The following is an 18,386-nucleotide window of genomic DNA, read 5'->3' as shown; positions in this document are numbered from 1 at the left end:
TTACACCTTTTGCTGACGATATTATGCAAAAATAAACCAGGTTATGCCAGAAAGCAAAAATTTACAAAGGCTTAAAAAGCCCGAAAAACCAAGAAAAACTAAGAAATGCGAGGTTATGTAACAATGATTAAAGTACTTTTCATCTGCCACGGCAATATCTGCCGAAGCACAATGGCCCAATTTGTTTTCCAAGATATGGTAAATGATCAAGGTCTAAAAGACAAATTTCACATCGACTCTGCTGCAACGAGCAGAGAAGAGATCGGTAATCCGCCACATCATGGAACAGTCAATAAACTAAGACAGGAAGGAATCCCAGTCCTAAAACACCGAGCCATCCAGATGACAAAACAAGATTACGAAGAATATGATTATATCATTGGCATGGATGCATGGAATCTAAGAAATATGAATCGTATCACAGGCGGTGACCCAGATGAAAAGATCCGTCTGTTATTAGACTATTCCAAACATCCAAGAGACATCGCAGATCCATGGTATACAGGGAATTTTGACGATACATACAGAGATGTAGTCGAGGGATGTGAAGCATTTTTAGAATACCTAAAACAAGAAGAATTATAAAGGAAAAACGCTAGAACTGATATTTCTCAGAACTAGCGTTTTTCCTTTGAAAAGATTAAAGGATAAAAATCTATGCTAAAAGTACGTCAATATGTGCGTCTTTTAAAGCCTTAATATTTTCTTCACTGACATCTTTATTCGTAATGATATGATGAATATCTTCAAGTTTCATTACCTTATCAATATAAGGACGGACATGAAATTTGCTGGAATCAACTAAAACGTAACGATCTGCACCACATTTCGATACACAGATTTCGGTACGTGGATCAAAATCAATCGAAGAAGTTCCAACATTCACATCAATTGAATCAGCACTGCAATAAGATTTATCAACAGTCAATTGCCGGAAAAACTGTTCTGCAGATACTCCTCGACAGGAACTGTTGCGTTTCATGATCCAGCCACCTGCGATATATACAGTGATACCAGGGTCTTGATACAATTCATTTGCAACAGGAAAAGAATCAGTTACAACGGTAAGATCTTCTTTTCCGTGGAGAAGTGTTGCCAGAAGGTAAGTTGTGGTACCACTTCCAATGGTGATATAATCCCCGTTTTTGATCGTGGATGCTGCGAGCAAAGCAATCTTTAATTTATCTTCATAATGCTCAATCTGTGAAAAATCTCTGGAAACTTTCGGAGTTTCTGGACGGTCAATAGGAATTGCACCACCATGTGTTCTTTGCAATAAGCCTTTGTCTTGCATTCCTTGCAAGAGAAGGCGGGCAGTTGAAGGTGCAATCGATAGAATATCGCAGACTTCTGTGACACGAACTTTTCCTTGCTTTTTTAAAATATCTAATATGATCTCTTCTCTTTCTTCTGGAAAAGAATCAGTTGTTTGTTTTGCCATAAGCGTTCTTCCTTTTCGTAAACTAATTTCATAATGTAAAATCATCGAAATGCTTCTTTATCATCATTATAGCAGTAAAACGATGAAAAAGCAATACGATAAAAAGAATGAAACGATGATAAACAATTAAAATATAGTAAAAATGCACAAAAAAAGATAAAAACGATTGTGTAAATTGACAAAAATGATAATAAACGATGAAAAACGATTGCGAAACGATGATTGTGGAGATATAATGAACTCACAAACAAAGACAACAACAAATAACAAAGTTTAGGAGGAACGTACATGAAACCAGAAATCATCATTATGTTAACCAATAATGATATTACCGTAAAAAATGCAGAGGAAGTATTTGAATCTTGCAAGGATCTCCCAGCAAAGAAATGGGGATTTAAAGATGTAGGTCTTCCAAAAGATGAAATGATCAAACTTGCAGCAAAGATGAAAGAAGCTGGAAAGGAGACATACATCGAAGTTGTTACGTACACAGAAGAAGGATGCTTAGAAGGAGCTAAACTTGCATATGAATGTGGTTTTGATTATTTGACAGGAGCACTTCCATTTGACTCCGTTTTTGAATATGCCAAAGAGCACAATTTAAAATATTCTCCATTCTGTGGAAAAGTCGGAGGAAGTCCTGTGGAATTAACAGGAAGTATTGATGAGATTGTTTCTTCAGCAAAAGAGTGTATCGAAAAAGGAGCAGATGGAGTAGATCTTACAGCATATCGTTATGCAGATGGTAATCCAATCGAGTTAACAAAAGCAATCGTAGATGCTATTGGTGCAGATAAGGTTTGTATTGCAGGAAGCGTTGGGAATGAAGAACGTATGAACCAGATGAAAGACGCTGGAGTTGCTGAATATACAATGGGAAGTGCACTATTTAATGCAAACTTTGTAGAGGGAGGAACATTTCGAGAGAATCTTGAATATGTCCTTAACTACTTAAGTAAATAAGAAACGTAATAAAAAATTTTTAAAAGAAAAGGAGAATGAAACATGTTAGAAAAATTCGCACACGTATTTCCAGCTATGGTAACACCAATGAAAGAAGACGGAAGCTTTAATTATGAAGTTGCCAAGAAACATGCAGACTGGATGATGGACAACGGAATCGGAGGAATCGGAGTTTTAATGGCAGCAGGAGAATATCAGAGTATGTCATTAGAAGAACATATGGAATATGTTAATGAGATGGTTCCATATGTAAAGAAACGAGGAGCATCTGTAATCGTTGGATGTTCAAGAGAAAGAGTAGAAGATGCTTGTGCATTAATGAATAATGCATATAAAGCAGGAGCGGATGCAGCAATGGTTCTTCCATCTTTCTATTACAATCAGTCACAGGAAGAGATCATCGATCATTATACATATTTAAATGATAATTCAGATCTTGATATCATGGTTTACAATAATCCAAATGTAACATCAGGAATCACAAGAGAAACAATGAAAGAATTATATAAACTGCCACATGTAAAGATTGTAAAAGATGCATCTATGGTCATTGATGTTATGACAGATTTCATCTTTGAAGCAGAGCAGGCAGAAGAAGAGAAAAATGTATTGTGTGGATGTGATTACTTACTGTACCAGGCATATGCAACAGGAGCAATTGGATGGATTAGTATGACAGCAAACATTCTTCCAAAATTATCTGCTGACTTCCACAATGCAATGATCGTGGAAAAAGATTATCAGAAAGGTTTGGAAATCTACAAAAAACTGTATCCAGTTGTAAATATGACAGAAAGATATCCAGCACCAACACAGGCTGTAAAACATATCTTATCTGAAGTTATCGGGTTCGATGAAGGAATCTGCCGCCGTCCAAGAAGAGAGATCAGTGATGAAGACAAGAAACTGGTAGTTGAATGGAGTCAGATCAAAGAACTCGCAAAAACAAATAAAATGTAAAAAAGGTCAGTAAAAAAAGATTACGAATAGATTATACGATATACAAGGAGGGTTCTTGTGAGAAAGACAGATTATTTGATTATAGGTGCCGGAATTGTTGGATGTAGTGCTGCATATCTGCTGACGAAAGATGGAAAAAAAGTAACGATCGTGGATAAAAGTTATCCATGTAACGAAGCTTCTGGAGTTAATGCTGGAGGAATGGAACTCCTCCAGCAGCCTCCAAAATCTCTGCCAATGCATGTACTGGCAGCACAGTTATGGGATATGTTCCAAAATGAAGATGGAATTGATTGTGGATATCATCGAACAGGCGGACTTTATTGTGTATTAAGAGAAGAAGATTTAAAAATGTTAGATGAACAGGAAGAACGTTTTAACAAACTAGGACTTCCGATCGAACGATTAAATAAAGAACAGGTCAAAGAGAAGATACCATATATCTGTGATAATGTGATCGCAGCAAACTTTAGTCCAATGTCAGGATATTCCAATCCATTGAAGGCTGGAGTTGCAATTCTTATGAAAGCGAAAGAGCTTGGATGTGAATTTTATGACCATCAGTTTATCAAAGAAATTCATACATCTAAAGAGAATGGATATCTGGCATATGCAGAAGATGGACAGGTATATCAGGCGAAGAAGATTTTGATCACAGGAGGAATTCGGTCTCCATGGCTGTTGGATCAGATGGGTGTTCATATTGAATTAGAAGAAAAACATAACATGATCACCGTGACAGAGAAAGCACCTCATTTTATAGATTATACGATCACAACACCAACGATGACGATGAAGCAGACAGCAGAAGGTTCTGTTTTGATCGGTGGTGGACGTGAAGGATATGGAGATTTGAACAAAGATGATAAGAAAAAAGATGTTTCCATTAATGGTCTGTGTTTTAATGTAAGAGAAGCGCAAAATATCATTCCTTCCGTGAAGAAGTTAAATATTCTGCGCAGCTGGTCAGGATTTGAAGGATTTACGCCAGAAAGACTTCCTTATATCGGGGAAGTAGAAAAATATCCAGGTGTATACTATGCAGTCACAGGTTTCTGTGGATACTGCATTGGACCAGGAGCTGCTGCAGAAGCGATCAAATGTATGAATGGTGAAGAATATTTTAATGTAAAAGAAGTGTAGATCGGTAAGGAGGGAACGATATGTCCAGAATAGAAAACCATATTATTTTGGGAGATCTTGAAGAAAAGAAGATGGTTACGATCATTGTCGATGGAAAAGAAATCCCTGCAGTGGAAGGAGAACCAATCCTTTCAGCACTCCTTGCGGAGGGTATTAAAGTATCAAATATCAGCCAGAAACATCATGAACCACGAGGATATTTTTGTGGAATTGGGCGTTGCACAAACTGTGTTATGACAGTCAATGGTGATCCAAACGTACGTACATGTGTAACACCAGTGGAAGCTGGTATGGTAGTAGAAACTCAGGATGGTCTTGGAAAATGGGAGGAAGCGTAGATGAAGAAAGATATTGAAATTCTCGTGATCGGCGCAGGTCCTGCAGGGCTTTCCGCAGCAATTGAAGCTGCAAAATGTGGTGCCGAAGTACTAGTGGTTGATGAAAATAATAAGCCTGGCGGACAGTTATTTAAACAGATTCATAAATTCTTTGGTTCAAGAAGACATAAAGCAGGAACCAGAGGTGTCGATATTGGAACACAGCTGTTAGAAGAAGTGGAGAAACTTGGAGTGACAGTTATGTTAAATACGGTTGCCTATGGATTTTATCCAAATGGAGAAGGGGTTGCTCTTGCTGTAAACGGAGAAGAAGGAATGATCGTTCATCCAAAGAAAGTCATTATGGCGACAGGAGCAAGTGAAAACCCATTGGCATTTCCAGGATGGACATTACCAGGAGTTGTAGGAGCTGGTGCCATCCAGACGATGATCAATGTACATCGAGTATCTGTGGGACAAAGAGTTTTAATGATCGGATCAGGAAATGTAGGACTGATCGTAACATATCAGTTATTACAGGCAGGAATCGATGTAGCAGGAATTGTCGAAGCTGCACCACAGCTTGGTGGTTATGGTGTCCATGCAGGAAAAGTAAGAAGAGCAGGAGTTCCTTTATATGTAGGACATACAGTTTTGGAAGCAGTACCAAATGAAGATATGTCAGGAGTTAAAGGAGCGATCGTTGCGGAAGTTGATAATAAATTTCAGCCAATTCCAGGAACAGAACAATTCATTGAATGTGACGTGATCGGAATTGCAGTCGGATTGACACCAGATATTGGATTACCATCCATGGCAGATGTCACATTTGTGAATGCTGGAAGATTAGGTGCACAGGTTCCAATGCATGATCGAAATATGGAAACAACAAAAGAGGGAATCTATGTTGCAGGAGACTCTTCTGGAGTGGAAGAAGCATCCTCAGCGATCGAAGAAGGAAAACTTGCAGGAATCGCAGCAGCCGAAGCACTTGGAAAGCTCAGCAAAGAAGAAGCAGCGAAAGCCAAAGAAAATGTATGGAATTCATTAGATCAGCTTAGAACAGGACCTTTTGGACAGGGCCGTCATGATGCGAAGGAACAGATCATAGAGCAGATGGAAGAATGGAAGGTGAAGAACAGTGCTTGCTAAAGATGGATTTTTAGATTTAGAAGAAGTTATGGACATTCCTGGATTTCCTGGAATTGAAGTATTAAATAACAAAAAATGTGTAGTTATCGAGTGTAAACAGAATATTCCATGTAATCCATGTGAAAGTGCCTGTCCACATCATGCGATTTCCATTGGAAATCCGATTACAAATCTTCCAGTTGTGGATCCGGAAAAATGTATTGGATGTGGATTGTGTGTGGCACAGTGTCCGGGACAGGCATGTTTTCTTGTGGATATGTCACATGAAGAATATGATACAGTAACACTTCCATATGAATATTATCCGCTTCCAGAGAAAGATCAGGAAGTTTATGGACTTTCAAGAGATGGAAAATATGTGATCAAAGCAGTTATTGTAAGAGTTGTTTTGACAAAGAAAAATGACAGAACTGCGGTAATTGAAGTAAAAGTTCCAAAAGGATATGGAATGAAAGTCCGTAATATTTCTGTAGATGGAAAGAGAATTGCGGATGAAGAAGAAAATAAAGCAGTGGATCAGGCAGCAATTGATGCTATTGACAACGATGAGATGTATGTGTGCCGTTGCGAGGAAATTACAAAAGCGGAAGTAATTGAAGCAGTTAGAAATGGTGCAACCAGTGTTAATGAAGTGAAACGACTGTTAAGAACTGGTATGGGAATGTGTCAGGGACGCAACTGTGCAAAAACCATTGAACGTATCATTGCAGCAGAATTGAAAGTAGCACCAAGTGAAGTTCCACAGGCAACAAAACGAGGACCGGTAAGACCGATCAAACTGACAGGATATACATCTCTTGATATCGAGGCACAAGAAGAGATGTTTGAACATGACTGGTAATTGACTAGATAATATAAACAGGAAGATCAAGTGGAAGCATTAGCTTCCACTTGGTATAATAGAGCTAAGGAGTGATTATGTTTATGTCTACATAGAATAAGGCAAGGAAGGAGCATAATGGGCGAGTTTTTTATCAAGCTGGATACGATTGTTTGGTCAAATCCAATCATATTTTTAATTTTAGGTTCGGCAGTATTTTTTACGATCATTTTAAAAGGAGTTCAGGTTCGAAATATCAAGCATCAGATTCAGTTATTATTCGGAGCAAATGATTCAGATGCAGGAATTTCACCATTTGCAACATTTTGTACGGTTATCGGATATCGTGTTGGTACGGCAAATGTTGCCGGAGTTGCGGTAGCGATCTTAAGCGGTGGACCGGGAGCAGTTTTCTGGATGTTGGTAACATCCATTCTTGATACGGCAATTTCTTATGCAGAATGTTCTCTTGGTCAGTGTTATAAGATCAAACAGGATGGAGAATATCGAGGTGGAGCATATTATTATATAGAAAGAGGATTAGGGATCAAACCGCTTGCGGTCGTATATGCATTGTTAACATTTATCTGTGTCCCAATTCTTACAGTAGCACCTCATGCATTTTCAATTACAAGTGGCTTTAAAAATAGTATCGGAGTATCACAGTATATTACAGGAGCGATCATTGCAGTTTTATTATTCTTTGTAATTTCTGGAGGAATTAAGCGTATTGCAAAGACCGCAGAATTGATCGTACCATTTATGACGATTGGATTTATCTTAATGACCGTCATTGTAATGATCCTAAGGATCAAGGAAATACCAGAAGCTTTTAGCTTGATCATAAGATGTGCTTTTGGACAACATGCAATGTTTGGAGGATTATTAGGTAGTGCTGTTTTATGGGGAGTAAAACGATCTGTAAATTCCTCAGGAGCAGGTATGGGAGAAGCCGTTCCAGCAGCATCTGCAACTGAGTGTTCTCATCCGGGTGTACAGGGCTTGATCAATTCATTATCTGTATATATTGATCTTTTTGTATGTATTTGTACAGCATTAATGATCATCTTAACGGATTGTTTTAATGTTCTGGATCAGACAGGAGCAAATCTTTATATAGGGAAAGGTTCAGCAAATGTGGCAAGTGGATCAGCTGAAGTTGGAATTGCCTGGACACAGGAAGCATTAAATTCTATTTTTCCTGGAAATTTTGGAGGTATCTTATTAGCTTTCTTCTTATTTTTCTTTGCATTTACAACATTACTAAATTATTACTATCAAGGAGAAACAGCAATTGCTTATATGTTATATAAACAATCTCCAAAAACAAGGAAAATAGCAATCTGGGGATTAAGAATTGCAATGCCATTGATTTTTTATTACTTTGCGATTCAATCTGCAGCAACCAGTTTTGCATCGGGAGAAGTAGGTGTTGGATTGATGGTATGGTTTAATGTGATCGTATTATTGATCATGTCACCAACGATCAAGAAGATTTTCGACGATTATATGGCACAAAGAAAAGCAGGAATTGAAAAACCTGTCTTTAATCCTCAGAAATTAGGTATTAAAAATGCAGATCTCTGGATGGAGATCAACGCGGACAAGATTGCTAAGGAGGGAGACAATGAAGTACATACTGGGAATTGACATCGGAACAACAGCGATTAAAGCAGCAGTCATCGGAGAAGATGGTGAGATTTATGGCACAAAAACAAGCGAATATCCATTGACAACACTTCCAAGTGGCGAAGTGGAAGCAGATCTTTCTCTATATGAAGAGGCATTCAAACAATCCATCAAAGAATCTGTTAAAAATGCAAGAGTACCAGTAAAAGATATCAAATGTGTTGGGTTTTCATCAACTGCGGAAACCTGCGTGTTTTTGGATGAAAATAATAAGCCTCTATGTAAAGTAATTGCATGGATGGATACAAGAGCAACGAAGGAAGCAAAAGAATTAACAGAGCAGTTTGAGAAACAAGATATCATAAAGAAAGTTGGATTTGATGGAATATATGCAATCCATCCGGTAAGTAAGATTCTTGCAGTGAAACATAAAACACCAGAAATCTTTGAAAAGACAAGAATGTTTGCACAGATTAAGGATTACTTTATCTTTAAACTGACAGGAATATACTATACAGATCATTCAACAGCAAGTGATCATGGATTTTTTGATATTACAAATCGCTGTTACTGGAAAGAAATGCTTGCATATACAGGAATCAAAGAAGAATATCTTCCAAAGTTAGAAGAACCAGGAACAGAACTGGGAACGATCAGCGAGAGCGCAGCAAAAGAATTTGGATTAGATCCAGAGACAAAGATCAATGTGGGAGCATTTGATCAAGGATGTGGTGCGATCGGTGCAGGTAATATAAAATCAGGAATTGCATCAGAAAGTACAGGGTCAGCACTTGTAACTGTGGCAACGATCGATCAGTTAAATCCAGAGTCAAAAGGAGATGTTCCGACATTGTGTAGTGCGATCGCCGGGAAATACATGTATCAGCCATATTGCACAGGTTCGATCATCATGAAATGGTATCGAGATACATTTTGTGATGAAGAAAAAAGAATAGAGCAGGAAACAGGACTGAATGCATATACCCAGATGGATGAAATGGTAAAAGCAACACCACCAGGAGCAGATGGACTGATCATGCTTCCATATTTTCAAGGATCAGGAATTCCTGAATTAAATGAAAATGCGAAAGGTGTCTACTATGGAATCCATGCGGGACATAATAGAGGTCATTTTATAAGGGCAATCATGGAAGGACTTGCCATTGCGTTAAAAAGGATGTTAGAATGTGAGAAAAAATTAGGAGCAACCATGACAGAGATCCGTTCTCTTGGAGGTGGATCAAAGTCAAAAGCATGGTGTCAGATTAAAGCAGACATTCTGGGAATTCCAGTGAAAGTCATAGACAACAGCGAAAGTACTGCATGTATGGGATGTGCGATCTTAGCAGGAGTGGCAAATGGAATCTGGGATTCTGTAGAAGAAGCAGCTGATCAATTTGTAAAGGTAAAAGAAATATATGAACCAAACAAAGAAAATGAACAAATATACCAACAAGTTTACGAAAAATATGTAGAGATTACCAAGGTATTAAATCCAACTTTTTAACAATAACACTCATATAAAAATAATGATATTATAGTATGAATTACTCCAATTAACAAAACACAAATAAATCCTAAGATTTGAATTCTGTCATATGTTTCCGATACCACAAAGGCATCAGATTCCTCTGACACGGATGATTTTCTCGTTCTTTAATCCCAATTGTATTGAAAAAGTCTTTCCATAGATCAATAAACGGATCGTCTGTCTGAATGGACAGCCGGTCCATTTCTTCTTTTGAAAGTGTTGTTAAATAATAATCTTGATCTGCAGGATGAACGACAGCAATGAGGCGTTTGTCATCAATGATCATCCAGTTTTCAGAAGGCAGACGATCAGAAAAATGCGGAGCAACTAAAGTCAATACATTACTCTTTGGTTCAATATGACTTACCAACACATCCCCAGGCATATTCGCAAATCGGATAAATTCCACATGAAAATGAGCTTCATTTCCAACTTTACGTTTCAATTCAAACATCCGCATAACCACAGGTTCCTGAAGAAAATCCACAACATGAGCACCATAATGGAATCCAGCAACAATAAAACGATAAATGGTATCCAACTTATCTTCAACATCAGACATCGCAGCTTCATAGATCATAATATAAGCCTGATAAGAAATCTTACTCTTAATAGAACGAACGACACTGGCAGTTTTCTCAGGATCGGCATCCACATGCCGATAATCACAGAATAATTCCAGATTCCCAATCGGTTCTGTCTTCAATTTAATATTGGAATGCCCAAGTCTTGATGCCCAGGCCTCATAAATACAGGTCATCATCGCATCAAAATTATCTTCACAGGTAAAAACAGTCATCATATCCTCCAGAATACAAAAAATAACGAAAATTACATCTGTCCAAACAAAGTTTTCGAAGAATCTTCTACAGTAACTTCCGATTGAAAATTAAAATCATCAAATAAAGAAAGCTGTCGATAGGTCTGTGGATGATCGATCTCCCAGTTTTGCTTTCCATCCTCACCGATCAGCTGCCTGGTAATAAAATCTTCCTCGATCGGTATCCGATACATCATTTTCCCACTACAAGTAATAAAGTATTTCGCACGTTTTAGAACAACTCCCATCTTCTTTAAATGTTCAAAATTAAGAGTTCCATGTTTGCGTGCCTTCACAATACGAAACGCAGACTTTGTCCCGATTCCTGGAACACGAAGTAATACATCATAAGAAGCCCGGTTGATCTCAACCGGATAAATATCCAGATGACGAAGTGCCCAGTCACACTTTGGGTCAAGCATCGTATTAAAATTCGGCCGGTCTACAGAAAGTAATTCATCTGCCTTAAATCCATAAAACCGTAGCAGCCAGTCTGCCTGATACAGACGGTGTTCCCGAAGAAGCGGCGGTGCAGTTCCAAGAGCTGGCAGATTAGAATCCTCGTTCAAAGGAACATAAGCAGAATAAAATACACGTTTCAAGTCATACTGCTGATATAATTTCTGCGTTGTTGATAAAAGCTGCAGATCACTCTCCCCAGTTGCACCAATGATCATCTGTGTACTCTGACCAGCTGGGACAAAAGGTGCAGGTTTGCCATTGGAGCGTAAAGCATTCTTAAGAGAAGGATCAGCAAGAGCAAGTGGAGAACGCCCTGATTGAATCCTTTGATAAGGATTCTCCTGAAAGATCGTATGCTTCAAATACTTATTACTTCGAGAACGTTCCATAGAGGCATCTTTCCCGATCATCAATCGATGATCGACAATCCCATTCTGAATCTGGCGGATCGGAGCAACAAGTTTCTTTGGATTCTTATGAGGAGCCAGTTTCTTAAGTCCATCAATTGTAGGAAGTTCCAGATTCACACTCATACGATCGACAAGATATCCCATATTCGTGATCAATTCATCCGAAGCCCCAGGAATCGCTTTCACATGGATATATCCATTAAAATGATACTTTGTACGAAGCAGATAAATCGCCTGATACATCAATTCCATTGTATAAGTCGGACTCTTCACGATCCCAGAGCTTAAAAACAATCCCTCAATATAATTTCTTCGATAAAATTCTACAACAAGTGTACAGATCTCTTCCGGAGTAAATGTTGTACGAACCCTGTCATTACTTACTCGGTTTAGACAATACTTACAATCATAAATACATTCATTGCTAAGTAAGATCTTAAGCAATGAAACACAGCGCCCATCCGAAGAAAAACTATGACAGATTCCTGCTGCCTCCGTATTTCCTAGCATTCCCTTTTTCCCGCGACGAGAAGAACCACTAGAAGTACAGGCAACATCGTATTTTGCTGCATCAGCTAAGATCTTCAATTTTTCATTTAAAGATAAATCTTTTGATGAGATTTCCATAATAGACGCCTCCTGTTCTCGAATGTATGTTCTGATATTAGATTAACATAAAAGTAGGAATTTAGCAAATTTAAAAAACGGGCGATTCGTTATGAAATTAATTACTAAGAACAGTTCCAGAAGCTCTCTTCTGTTTTCGATACTTCGAAGGAGACATAGATTTCCAACGCTTAAATGCTTTGGAAAATGTAGCAGAATCACCATAACCGCAGGAATTACTGATACTTTCAATAGAAAGAGTCGTTGTTGATAACAATTCAGAAGCTTTCGTCAATCGAAATGTAGCAAGATAGTCTTGAGGGCTTTGTTCTAAGTACTTATGAAATAATAAATAAAGATAACTACGGTCAATACAAAGATACTTTGCAATATCATAAATATGGATTCCGTCCCAGTAATTATTTTTAATATATTCAATTGCCTGATTGATATACATATATTCAGAATCAACTTGTTGATCAGATTCCAAAGGATTTAAGGCAAGAATAGAAAGAAATTCATATAATAATCCAGTTCTGCGAAGATCAGAGGAAAAATTAGATTTTGAATGGACTAACATATCGTTTACTAACCAATATAATTCCTTTTTTTTGTCACAATGAAAAATTGGATGCGCCGATGAAAGACCGATCTGCTTTAAAAATTCAGGAACCATTTTTCCATTAAATCCAATCCATAGATACTCCCAAGGCTCTTGTGCATCGGATTGATAAAAAGTAAGTTCATCTGGCTCGATCAAAAATCCTTGTCCGGTTTCTAAATGATAAGTTTTTTCGCGAATCTGAAAAATACCTTTTCCATTTAATACAAAATGAATTATATAATGTGGACGTACTACAGGTCCAAAACTGTGAAGAGGTTCGGTTGTAGAGTACCCACAAAATTGTAATAGAAGATCACGATTTTCGTTATTTAAAAATGTTAATACTTGTGCTTGTTCCATAAATTACCTCCATTTCTTTGACTACTATAAAATATTTATCAAAGCTATTCAACATTTTGACAAAAATATAAAACAAAACTTCATAACTATAATGTCATATTGATGCTATACTTTAAGTACGTCATGAGAGAAGGAAAAAATAAGGGCCCTGCAATCAAAAAGGAGAAAAACGATGAATTTAACAAAAAAAGAAAAATTTTCATTTGGCTTTGGAGCGCTTGGAAAGGACGCTATCTGTTGTTTTGTAGGTGATTTCTTAATGTTCTATTTTACAGATGTTTTGTTTTTGGCACCAGCTTTTGTAGGAACATTATTTTTTGTAGCAAGAATATGGGATGCGATCAATGATCCGATGATGGGATTGGTTGTTGATAACACTCATAATCGATTTGGCAAATTTAGAACGTGGTTATTGGTCGGAACACTTTTAAATGCAGTTGCAGGTTTTGTGGCACCAACAAATCCATTATTCGTAATCTTAGGAGCTGGAATCTTAAAACTTGGTTCAGGATTTGAACTTGGAGTTGTAACAGTTTGCATCGCAGATGTTATTGATTACAACGAATTATTATTTGGAACAAGAAATGAAAGTATTATTTGTTCTACACAGACATTTTTAATGAAAGCATCTCAGGCAGTATCTGGTCTGTTAACAGGTGTAGGACTTGCAATGGTAGGCTATAATGCATCATTACCACAGCAGTCAGCAGCAACATTAAATGGAATTAGAATCATCATGATCGTCATTCCGATGGTATTTGCAGTGATCAGTTATCTGATTTATGCAAAAGCATATAAATTAAAAGGTGATTATTTAAATAACATGGTCAAAGAATTAAATGTAGTTCATGAGGCCTAAAAATTAAAACGAGTAGGAGAACTTTTATGAGTATTTTTTATCACGAGACATCACAGGAATTTCATCTGAAAAATGAATCTGTCAGCTATATTATGAAAGTACTGAAAAATGGACAGATCGGACAGCTTTATTATGGAAGTGCGATTCCGGATAAAGAAGATTTTGGATATTATATAGAAACAATGCATCGACCAATGTCATCTTATTTGTTTGAGGGAAATCTTACATATTCCCTCGAACATTTAAAACAGGAATATCCATCATATGGAACAACAGATTACCGCGAACCTGCTTTTGAGATCTTGCAGGAAAATGGAAGTCGTATTTCGGATTTTGTATATGAAAGCCATAAGATTTATGATGGAAAACCAGAATTTCAAGGATTACCAGCTGTTTATGTAGAAGAAAAAGAAGAAGCACAGACATTAGAGATCATTTTAAGAGATTCGCTTACTGGGGCGAAAATGACATTATACTATACGATCATGAGAGATTTTCCAGTGATCACAAGAAGTATGCACATTGAAAATGATGGAGATCAGTCTTTTGATCTTACAAGAGCGATGAGTGCGTGCTTAGATCTTCCAGATAAAGACTACGAGTGGATACAATTATCAGGAGCCTGGGCAAGAGAACGAGAGATTAAGACAAGAAAATTAGAGCAGGGAATTCAATCTGTAGGAAGTCTTCGAGGAAATTCAAGTCATAACCATAATCCGTTTATTGCATTAAAAAGACCATCTGCGGATGAATTTCAGGGAGATGTCATTGGTATGAGTCTTGTATACAGTGGTAATTTCTTAATGCAGGCAGAAGTCGATACCTATGATGTGACAAGAATACTTATGGGAATTCATCCAATGGGATTTCAATGGCATTTAGAGCCAGGAGAATCTTTCCAGACACCAGAAGCAATCATCACATTTTCAGAAAATGGGTTAAATGGAATGAGTCAGACGTTCCATAAATTATTCCGTACAAGACTGGCCAGAGGATACTGGAGAGATAAGGAACGTCCGATTTTGATCAATAACTGGGAAGCAACTTATTTTGACTTTAATGAAGATACGATCGTAGAGATTGCAAAATCAGCAAAAAAAGCTGGAATTGAAATGTTTGTTTTAGATGATGGATGGTTTGGGACAAGAAATGATGATAAACAAGGACTGGGAGATTGGTTTGCTAATTTAAATAAATTAGAGCATGGTATTTCTGGATTATCCAAGCGAATTGAAGAAGAATGTGGCATGAAGTTTGGATTATGGTTTGAACCAGAAATGGTAAACGAAAACAGTGATCTATTTCGAAAACACCCAGATTATCGCATCGAAACTCCAGGAAGAAAATGTTCTCATGGAAGAAATGAATTTGTATTAGATTTTTCAAGAAAAGAAGTTGTTGATTGCATTTATGATCAGATGGAAAAATTATTAGCAGATGCAAAAGTATCTTATATAAAATGGGATATGAACCGAAGTATCACAGAATGTTTCAGCAAAGGATGGGCAGCAAATCAGCAAGGAGAGATTTTCCATCGCTATATTCTTGGTGTATATGATCTTTATGATCGTTTAACAAAACGTTTTCCAGAAATTTTGTTTGAATCTTGTGCAAGTGGAGGAGGACGTTTTGATCCAGGAATGCTTTACTATGCACCACAAACATGGACAAGTGATGATAGTGATGCGATTGAGCGTATTAAGATTCAATATGGAACAAGTATGGCATATCCATTAAGCAGTATGGGTGCTCATGTATCAGTAACACCAAATCATCAGTTGTTTAGAAATACACCATTATCTACAAGAGCGAATGTTGCATATTTTGGAGCGTTTGGCTACGAATTAAATATTGCAAAATTATCAGAAGAAGAACAAGAAGAAATTAAAAAGCAGGTAGAATTTGTAAAACAGTATCGAGGCTTGATTCAAAAGGGAACATTTTATCGCCTGTTAAGTCCGTTTGAAGGAAATATTGCGGCATGGATAGTCGTATCAGAAGACAAAAAAGATGCGATCGTGGGATATTATAAGATTTTAAATGATGTGAACTGCCCATATCGTCGATTACGCCTTCATGGATTGGATGAAAAAATGGAATATACGATAGAAGGTGTTGATGGAGTATATTCAGGACGTGAACTTATGAAAGCTGGAATGATCACCACAGATCCATCCGCTGGACAAGTTTTAGATGGCGGAGAGACATGTACAGATTTCTGGTCTAAGATTTATTTACTTCATGGTGAAAAATAATGAATACAAAGACTATGAAAATTATAATGATGCTTCTGAGAAATCTATTGATGGGGATTGCTGTGGCAATCCTTCGAATGTCAAGATTTGGAACAGATCCATTTACATGCATGAATCTTGGAGTAAGTGGATTTTTGAATATCAGTTTTGGAACATATCAGCTGCTTGTTAATATTATGCTTTTTATATTTGTTTTATGGAAAGGAAGAAGCTGCATAGGGGCTGGGACTATCGTGAATATGGCTGGAATCGGATATATCGCAGATTTTGGAGTGTTTGTTTTGACAAAATGTCTTGGGCAGCCAGAGATGCTATCCATGCAGATCAGAATTCTATTGATGATCTTTGCAGTCACTATGTGTTCCTTTGCAGCAGCGATGTACATGGAAGCAGATATGGGAATTGCACCATATGATGCATTTGGTGTGATCATTGAAAAAATAAGTAATAGAAAAATACCTTTTAAAGCAGCCAGAGTTTTGACAGATGTGATTTGTGTGGCAATTGGATTTTCATTTGGAAGTATCGTAGGAGTTGCAACAATTATTACAGCGTTTTGTATGGGACCATTAATTGAAGTGTTTCGAGTTCAATGCATGGAGAAATTGGTTATAAAATATGGCAATTAGTATGAAGTTAAATGAGGTAGAGAAATTACAGGACATGCAGTGGGATTTGTCTCTGAAGATGGAGTAGAAGTGCTGATTCATATCGGCTTGGACACAGTAAATTATGAGAAAGATTATTTCCATTTGGAGAAAAAAGTTGGAGACTATGTTCAGGCAGGAGATGTGATCGGACATTTTGATCTGAAAACAGAAATTATGGAAATTGTGTTTTAATAACATAAAGAATATAAAAAACAACGAAAACTACATATGAACACGAAAAGACAGCCAGATGGATGAAATCTGGCTGTCTTTTGAATTTGCAATCACCCCATATGTATTAGGCATCAAAATCTTAAGAAAGGATTTTGATGCCTTCTTTTTCTATCATGATCATTTACAAGGAGCAGCACAAGAGTTACGGACGACAAGATTACATGGAAGTGTCAGACGAATCGGAGTCTGCTGCTCCAGAGAATCTTCTTTTGTCCGAAGTAAAATATAATGAGCAGCATATTCTCCCATAAATTCAGCAGGTGTATGAATCGTTGTCAGCGGAGGGTTTGAAAAACTTGCAACGCTGATATCATCAAAACCAATGATGGATATATCATCTGGAATTTTATAACCATTCTCATATAAAGCACGCATTGCACCGATTGCAAGAGGATCACTGGCAGAGAAAATAGCGGTTGGAAGGTCGCCATCAGCAATCATTTGTTTTGTCATGCTATATCCGGATTCAGCAGAATAATCTCCCTCATAAATAAAAGATTCATGGTCAATGGAATGTTCCTGGCAGAAGTTGATGAAGGTATCTTTACGTTCTTCAAAATATACACTGTTATCAGCGAGAACTTCCTTCCCGCCAAGATAAGCAATCTTTCGATGGCCAAGATCATACAAATAATCTAGTGCTTCAGTAACTGCCTGTTGGAAATCAAGATTGATCGTATCACAATAAATCTTTGGTGTCTTCATATCAACAAAAATAGTGTTGGAATTAAGTTTTTGAAAAGACTTGATCTGAGATTTATTAAATTTACCAATACAAATCAGACCTTGAAGATCCTTGAGTGTGTCAGGATAATTGCAATCGCTCTGGAAAGCACGGACAACGTGGATATTATGATCGGCACAATATTTTTCAATACCGACACGGATTGCCTGATAATAAGGATCTTCCAGTTCCTGAAAGACAGAATACCATTGAAAGATACCGATAGAAATCGATTTTTCAACGGCATTTTTTAGATGCTTTGTATAATTTAATTCCTGGGCAACCTTTAAAACGCGCTGTTTTGTTTTGTCGGTTACACTCAGGGTATCGTCTTGGTTTAAAATTCTTGATACAGTTGCAGCAGAAACAGATGCTTTCTGTGCAATGTCTTTGATTGTTGCCATGGAGATAAAATCCTTTCTCATAAATATTAATCTATCTCATTA

General features: G+C 37.2%; 18 protein-coding genes. 13 read left to right on the top strand and 5 right to left on the bottom strand.

Features of this window, described 5'->3' with window-relative positions; all coding sequences use genetic code 11:
* Positions 1-123: 123 nt before the first annotated feature.
* On the top strand, positions 124-585 hold the full coding sequence (locus KE503_RS09380; RefSeq protein WP_212385076.1) for a low molecular weight protein-tyrosine-phosphatase: 462 nt from the start codon (positions 124-126) through the stop codon (positions 583-585).
* 70 nt (positions 586-655) lie between these two features.
* On the opposite strand, the gene KE503_RS09375 is transcribed toward KE503_RS09380, so the two are convergent.
* Positions 656-1,441 carry a DeoR/GlpR family DNA-binding transcription regulator gene (locus tag KE503_RS09375; RefSeq protein ID WP_173782860.1) on the bottom strand — a complete coding sequence of 262 codons (786 nt, stop codon included), beginning with the start codon at positions 1,439-1,441 and terminating at the stop codon, positions 656-658.
* A gap of 288 nt (positions 1,442-1,729) precedes the next feature.
* Here KE503_RS09375 and KE503_RS09370 point away from each other — a divergent pair, with 288 nt between their 5' ends.
* The 8 genes from KE503_RS09370 (at position 1,730) to KE503_RS09335 (ending at position 9,932) form a co-directional block, all read left to right on the top strand.
* Positions 1,730-2,404, top strand: coding sequence for a hypothetical protein (locus KE503_RS09370; protein WP_212385075.1), 675 nt, complete (start codon positions 1,730-1,732; stop codon positions 2,402-2,404).
* Positions 2,405-2,446: 42 nt separating this feature from the next.
* Positions 2,447-3,364: a dihydrodipicolinate synthase family protein gene (locus tag KE503_RS09365; protein WP_212385074.1), complete on the top strand. Its 918-nt coding sequence runs from the start codon at positions 2,447-2,449 to the stop codon at positions 3,362-3,364.
* A gap of 57 nt (positions 3,365-3,421) precedes the next feature.
* The gene (locus KE503_RS09360) at positions 3,422-4,507 is read left to right on the top strand and encodes an NAD(P)/FAD-dependent oxidoreductase (protein WP_212385072.1); all 1,086 of its coding nucleotides are present in this window, start codon (positions 3,422-3,424) and stop codon (positions 4,505-4,507) included.
* Between the two features lie 20 nt (positions 4,508-4,527).
* On the top strand, positions 4,528-4,845 hold the full coding sequence (locus KE503_RS09355) for a (2Fe-2S)-binding protein (protein ID WP_173782864.1): 318 nt from the start codon (positions 4,528-4,530) through the stop codon (positions 4,843-4,845).
* A complete protein-coding gene (locus tag KE503_RS09350) occupies positions 4,846-5,976 on the top strand; it encodes an NAD(P)/FAD-dependent oxidoreductase (protein WP_212385071.1) in 1,131 nt (376 codons plus the stop codon).
* Entirely contained in the window at positions 5,966-6,817 is an 852-nt protein-coding gene (locus KE503_RS09345) for a (2Fe-2S)-binding protein (RefSeq protein ID WP_212385069.1), read from the top strand. The genes KE503_RS09350 and KE503_RS09345 overlap by 11 nt, the downstream gene beginning before the upstream one ends.
* Before the next feature lie 117 nt (positions 6,818-6,934).
* Entirely contained in the window at positions 6,935-8,446 is a 1,512-nt protein-coding gene (locus KE503_RS09340; RefSeq protein WP_212385068.1) for an alanine/glycine:cation symporter family protein, read from the top strand.
* The gene (locus KE503_RS09335; RefSeq protein ID WP_212385066.1) at positions 8,424-9,932 is read left to right on the top strand and encodes a xylulokinase; all 1,509 of its coding nucleotides are present in this window, start codon (positions 8,424-8,426) and stop codon (positions 9,930-9,932) included. The genes KE503_RS09340 and KE503_RS09335 overlap by 23 nt, the downstream gene beginning before the upstream one ends.
* Positions 9,933-10,002: 70 nt before the next feature.
* Here the strand turns inward: KE503_RS09335 and KE503_RS09330 are convergent, their stop codons facing one another.
* From KE503_RS09330 to KE503_RS09320, 3 genes are all read right to left on the bottom strand, one after another.
* A complete protein-coding gene (locus tag KE503_RS09330; protein ID WP_212385089.1) occupies positions 10,003-10,755 on the bottom strand; it encodes a TIGR03915 family putative DNA repair protein in 753 nt (250 codons plus the stop codon).
* A gap of 32 nt (positions 10,756-10,787) precedes the next feature.
* Positions 10,788-12,275, bottom strand: a complete 1,488-nt coding sequence (locus tag KE503_RS09325) for a putative DNA modification/repair radical SAM protein (protein WP_212385065.1) — start codon at positions 12,273-12,275, stop codon at positions 10,788-10,790.
* A 97-nt stretch (positions 12,276-12,372) separates the two neighbouring features.
* A complete protein-coding gene (locus KE503_RS09320; protein WP_212385064.1) occupies positions 12,373-13,218 on the bottom strand; it encodes an AraC family transcriptional regulator in 846 nt (281 codons plus the stop codon).
* A 172-nt stretch (positions 13,219-13,390) separates the two neighbouring features.
* On the opposite strand from KE503_RS09320, the gene KE503_RS09315 reads away from it, so the two are divergent.
* The 4 genes from KE503_RS09315 to KE503_RS09300 are packed head-to-tail and all read left to right on the top strand — an operon-like array spanning position 13,391 to position 17,174.
* Positions 13,391-14,077 carry an MFS transporter gene (locus KE503_RS09315; protein ID WP_212385063.1) on the top strand — a complete coding sequence of 229 codons (687 nt, stop codon included), beginning with the start codon at positions 13,391-13,393 and terminating at the stop codon, positions 14,075-14,077.
* 26 nt (positions 14,078-14,103) lie between these two features.
* Complete coding sequence (locus KE503_RS09310; RefSeq protein WP_212385062.1) at positions 14,104-16,332, top strand: alpha-galactosidase; 2,229 nt, start codon at positions 14,104-14,106, stop codon at positions 16,330-16,332.
* A gap of 14 nt (positions 16,333-16,346) precedes the next feature.
* Positions 16,347-16,961, top strand: coding sequence for a YczE/YyaS/YitT family protein (locus tag KE503_RS09305; protein ID WP_249183022.1), 615 nt, complete (start codon positions 16,347-16,349; stop codon positions 16,959-16,961).
* 39 nt (positions 16,962-17,000) lie between these two features.
* On the top strand, positions 17,001-17,174 hold the full coding sequence (locus KE503_RS09300) for a PTS glucose transporter subunit IIA (RefSeq protein WP_330621964.1): 174 nt from the start codon (positions 17,001-17,003) through the stop codon (positions 17,172-17,174).
* Positions 17,175-17,333: 159 nt separating this feature from the next.
* Here the strand turns inward: KE503_RS09300 and KE503_RS09295 are convergent, their stop codons facing one another.
* The gene (locus tag KE503_RS09295) at positions 17,334-18,344 is read right to left on the bottom strand and encodes a LacI family DNA-binding transcriptional regulator (RefSeq protein WP_249183021.1); all 1,011 of its coding nucleotides are present in this window, start codon (positions 18,342-18,344) and stop codon (positions 17,334-17,336) included.
* Positions 18,345-18,386: the final 42 nt, after the last annotated feature.

The organism is Anaerostipes sp. Marseille-Q3525, from assembly GCF_018223505.1.
Lineage (GTDB): Bacteria > Bacillota > Clostridia > Lachnospirales > Lachnospiraceae > Anaerostipes > Anaerostipes amylophilus.
Note: the sequence above shows the minus strand (reverse complement) of the source record. Positions and strands in the feature narration are given on the sequence as shown.

What these genes read in the sequence shown, in the direction of transcription:
- KE503_RS09380 (WP_212385076.1), top strand. Translation starts at nt 124, where the DNA reads ATGATTAAAGTACTTTTCATCTGCCACGGCAATATCTGCCGAAGCACA.
- KE503_RS09375 (WP_173782860.1), bottom strand. Translation starts at nt 1,441, where the DNA reads ATGGCAAAACAAACAACTGATTCTTTTCCAGAAGAAAGAGAAGAGATC.
- KE503_RS09370 (WP_212385075.1), top strand. Translation starts at nt 1,730, where the DNA reads ATGAAACCAGAAATCATCATTATGTTAACCAATAATGATATTACCGTA.
- KE503_RS09365 (WP_212385074.1), top strand. Translation starts at nt 2,447, where the DNA reads ATGTTAGAAAAATTCGCACACGTATTTCCAGCTATGGTAACACCAATG.
- KE503_RS09355 (WP_173782864.1), top strand. Translation starts at nt 4,528, where the DNA reads ATGTCCAGAATAGAAAACCATATTATTTTGGGAGATCTTGAAGAAAAG.
- KE503_RS09350 (WP_212385071.1), top strand. Translation starts at nt 4,846, where the DNA reads ATGAAGAAAGATATTGAAATTCTCGTGATCGGCGCAGGTCCTGCAGGG.
- KE503_RS09340 (WP_212385068.1), top strand. Translation starts at nt 6,935, where the DNA reads ATGGGCGAGTTTTTTATCAAGCTGGATACGATTGTTTGGTCAAATCCA.
- KE503_RS09335 (WP_212385066.1), top strand. Translation starts at nt 8,424, where the DNA reads ATGAAGTACATACTGGGAATTGACATCGGAACAACAGCGATTAAAGCA.
- KE503_RS09330 (WP_212385089.1), bottom strand. Translation starts at nt 10,755, where the DNA reads ATGACTGTTTTTACCTGTGAAGATAATTTTGATGCGATGATGACCTGT.
- KE503_RS09325 (WP_212385065.1), bottom strand. Translation starts at nt 12,275, where the DNA reads ATGGAAATCTCATCAAAAGATTTATCTTTAAATGAAAAATTGAAGATC.
- KE503_RS09320 (WP_212385064.1), bottom strand. Translation starts at nt 13,218, where the DNA reads ATGGAACAAGCACAAGTATTAACATTTTTAAATAACGAAAATCGTGAT.
- KE503_RS09315 (WP_212385063.1), top strand. Translation starts at nt 13,391, where the DNA reads ATGAATTTAACAAAAAAAGAAAAATTTTCATTTGGCTTTGGAGCGCTT.
- KE503_RS09310 (WP_212385062.1), top strand. Translation starts at nt 14,104, where the DNA reads ATGAGTATTTTTTATCACGAGACATCACAGGAATTTCATCTGAAAAAT.
- KE503_RS09305 (WP_249183022.1), top strand. Translation starts at nt 16,347, where the DNA reads ATGAAAATTATAATGATGCTTCTGAGAAATCTATTGATGGGGATTGCT.
- KE503_RS09295 (WP_249183021.1), bottom strand. Translation starts at nt 18,344, where the DNA reads ATGGCAACAATCAAAGACATTGCACAGAAAGCATCTGTTTCTGCTGCA.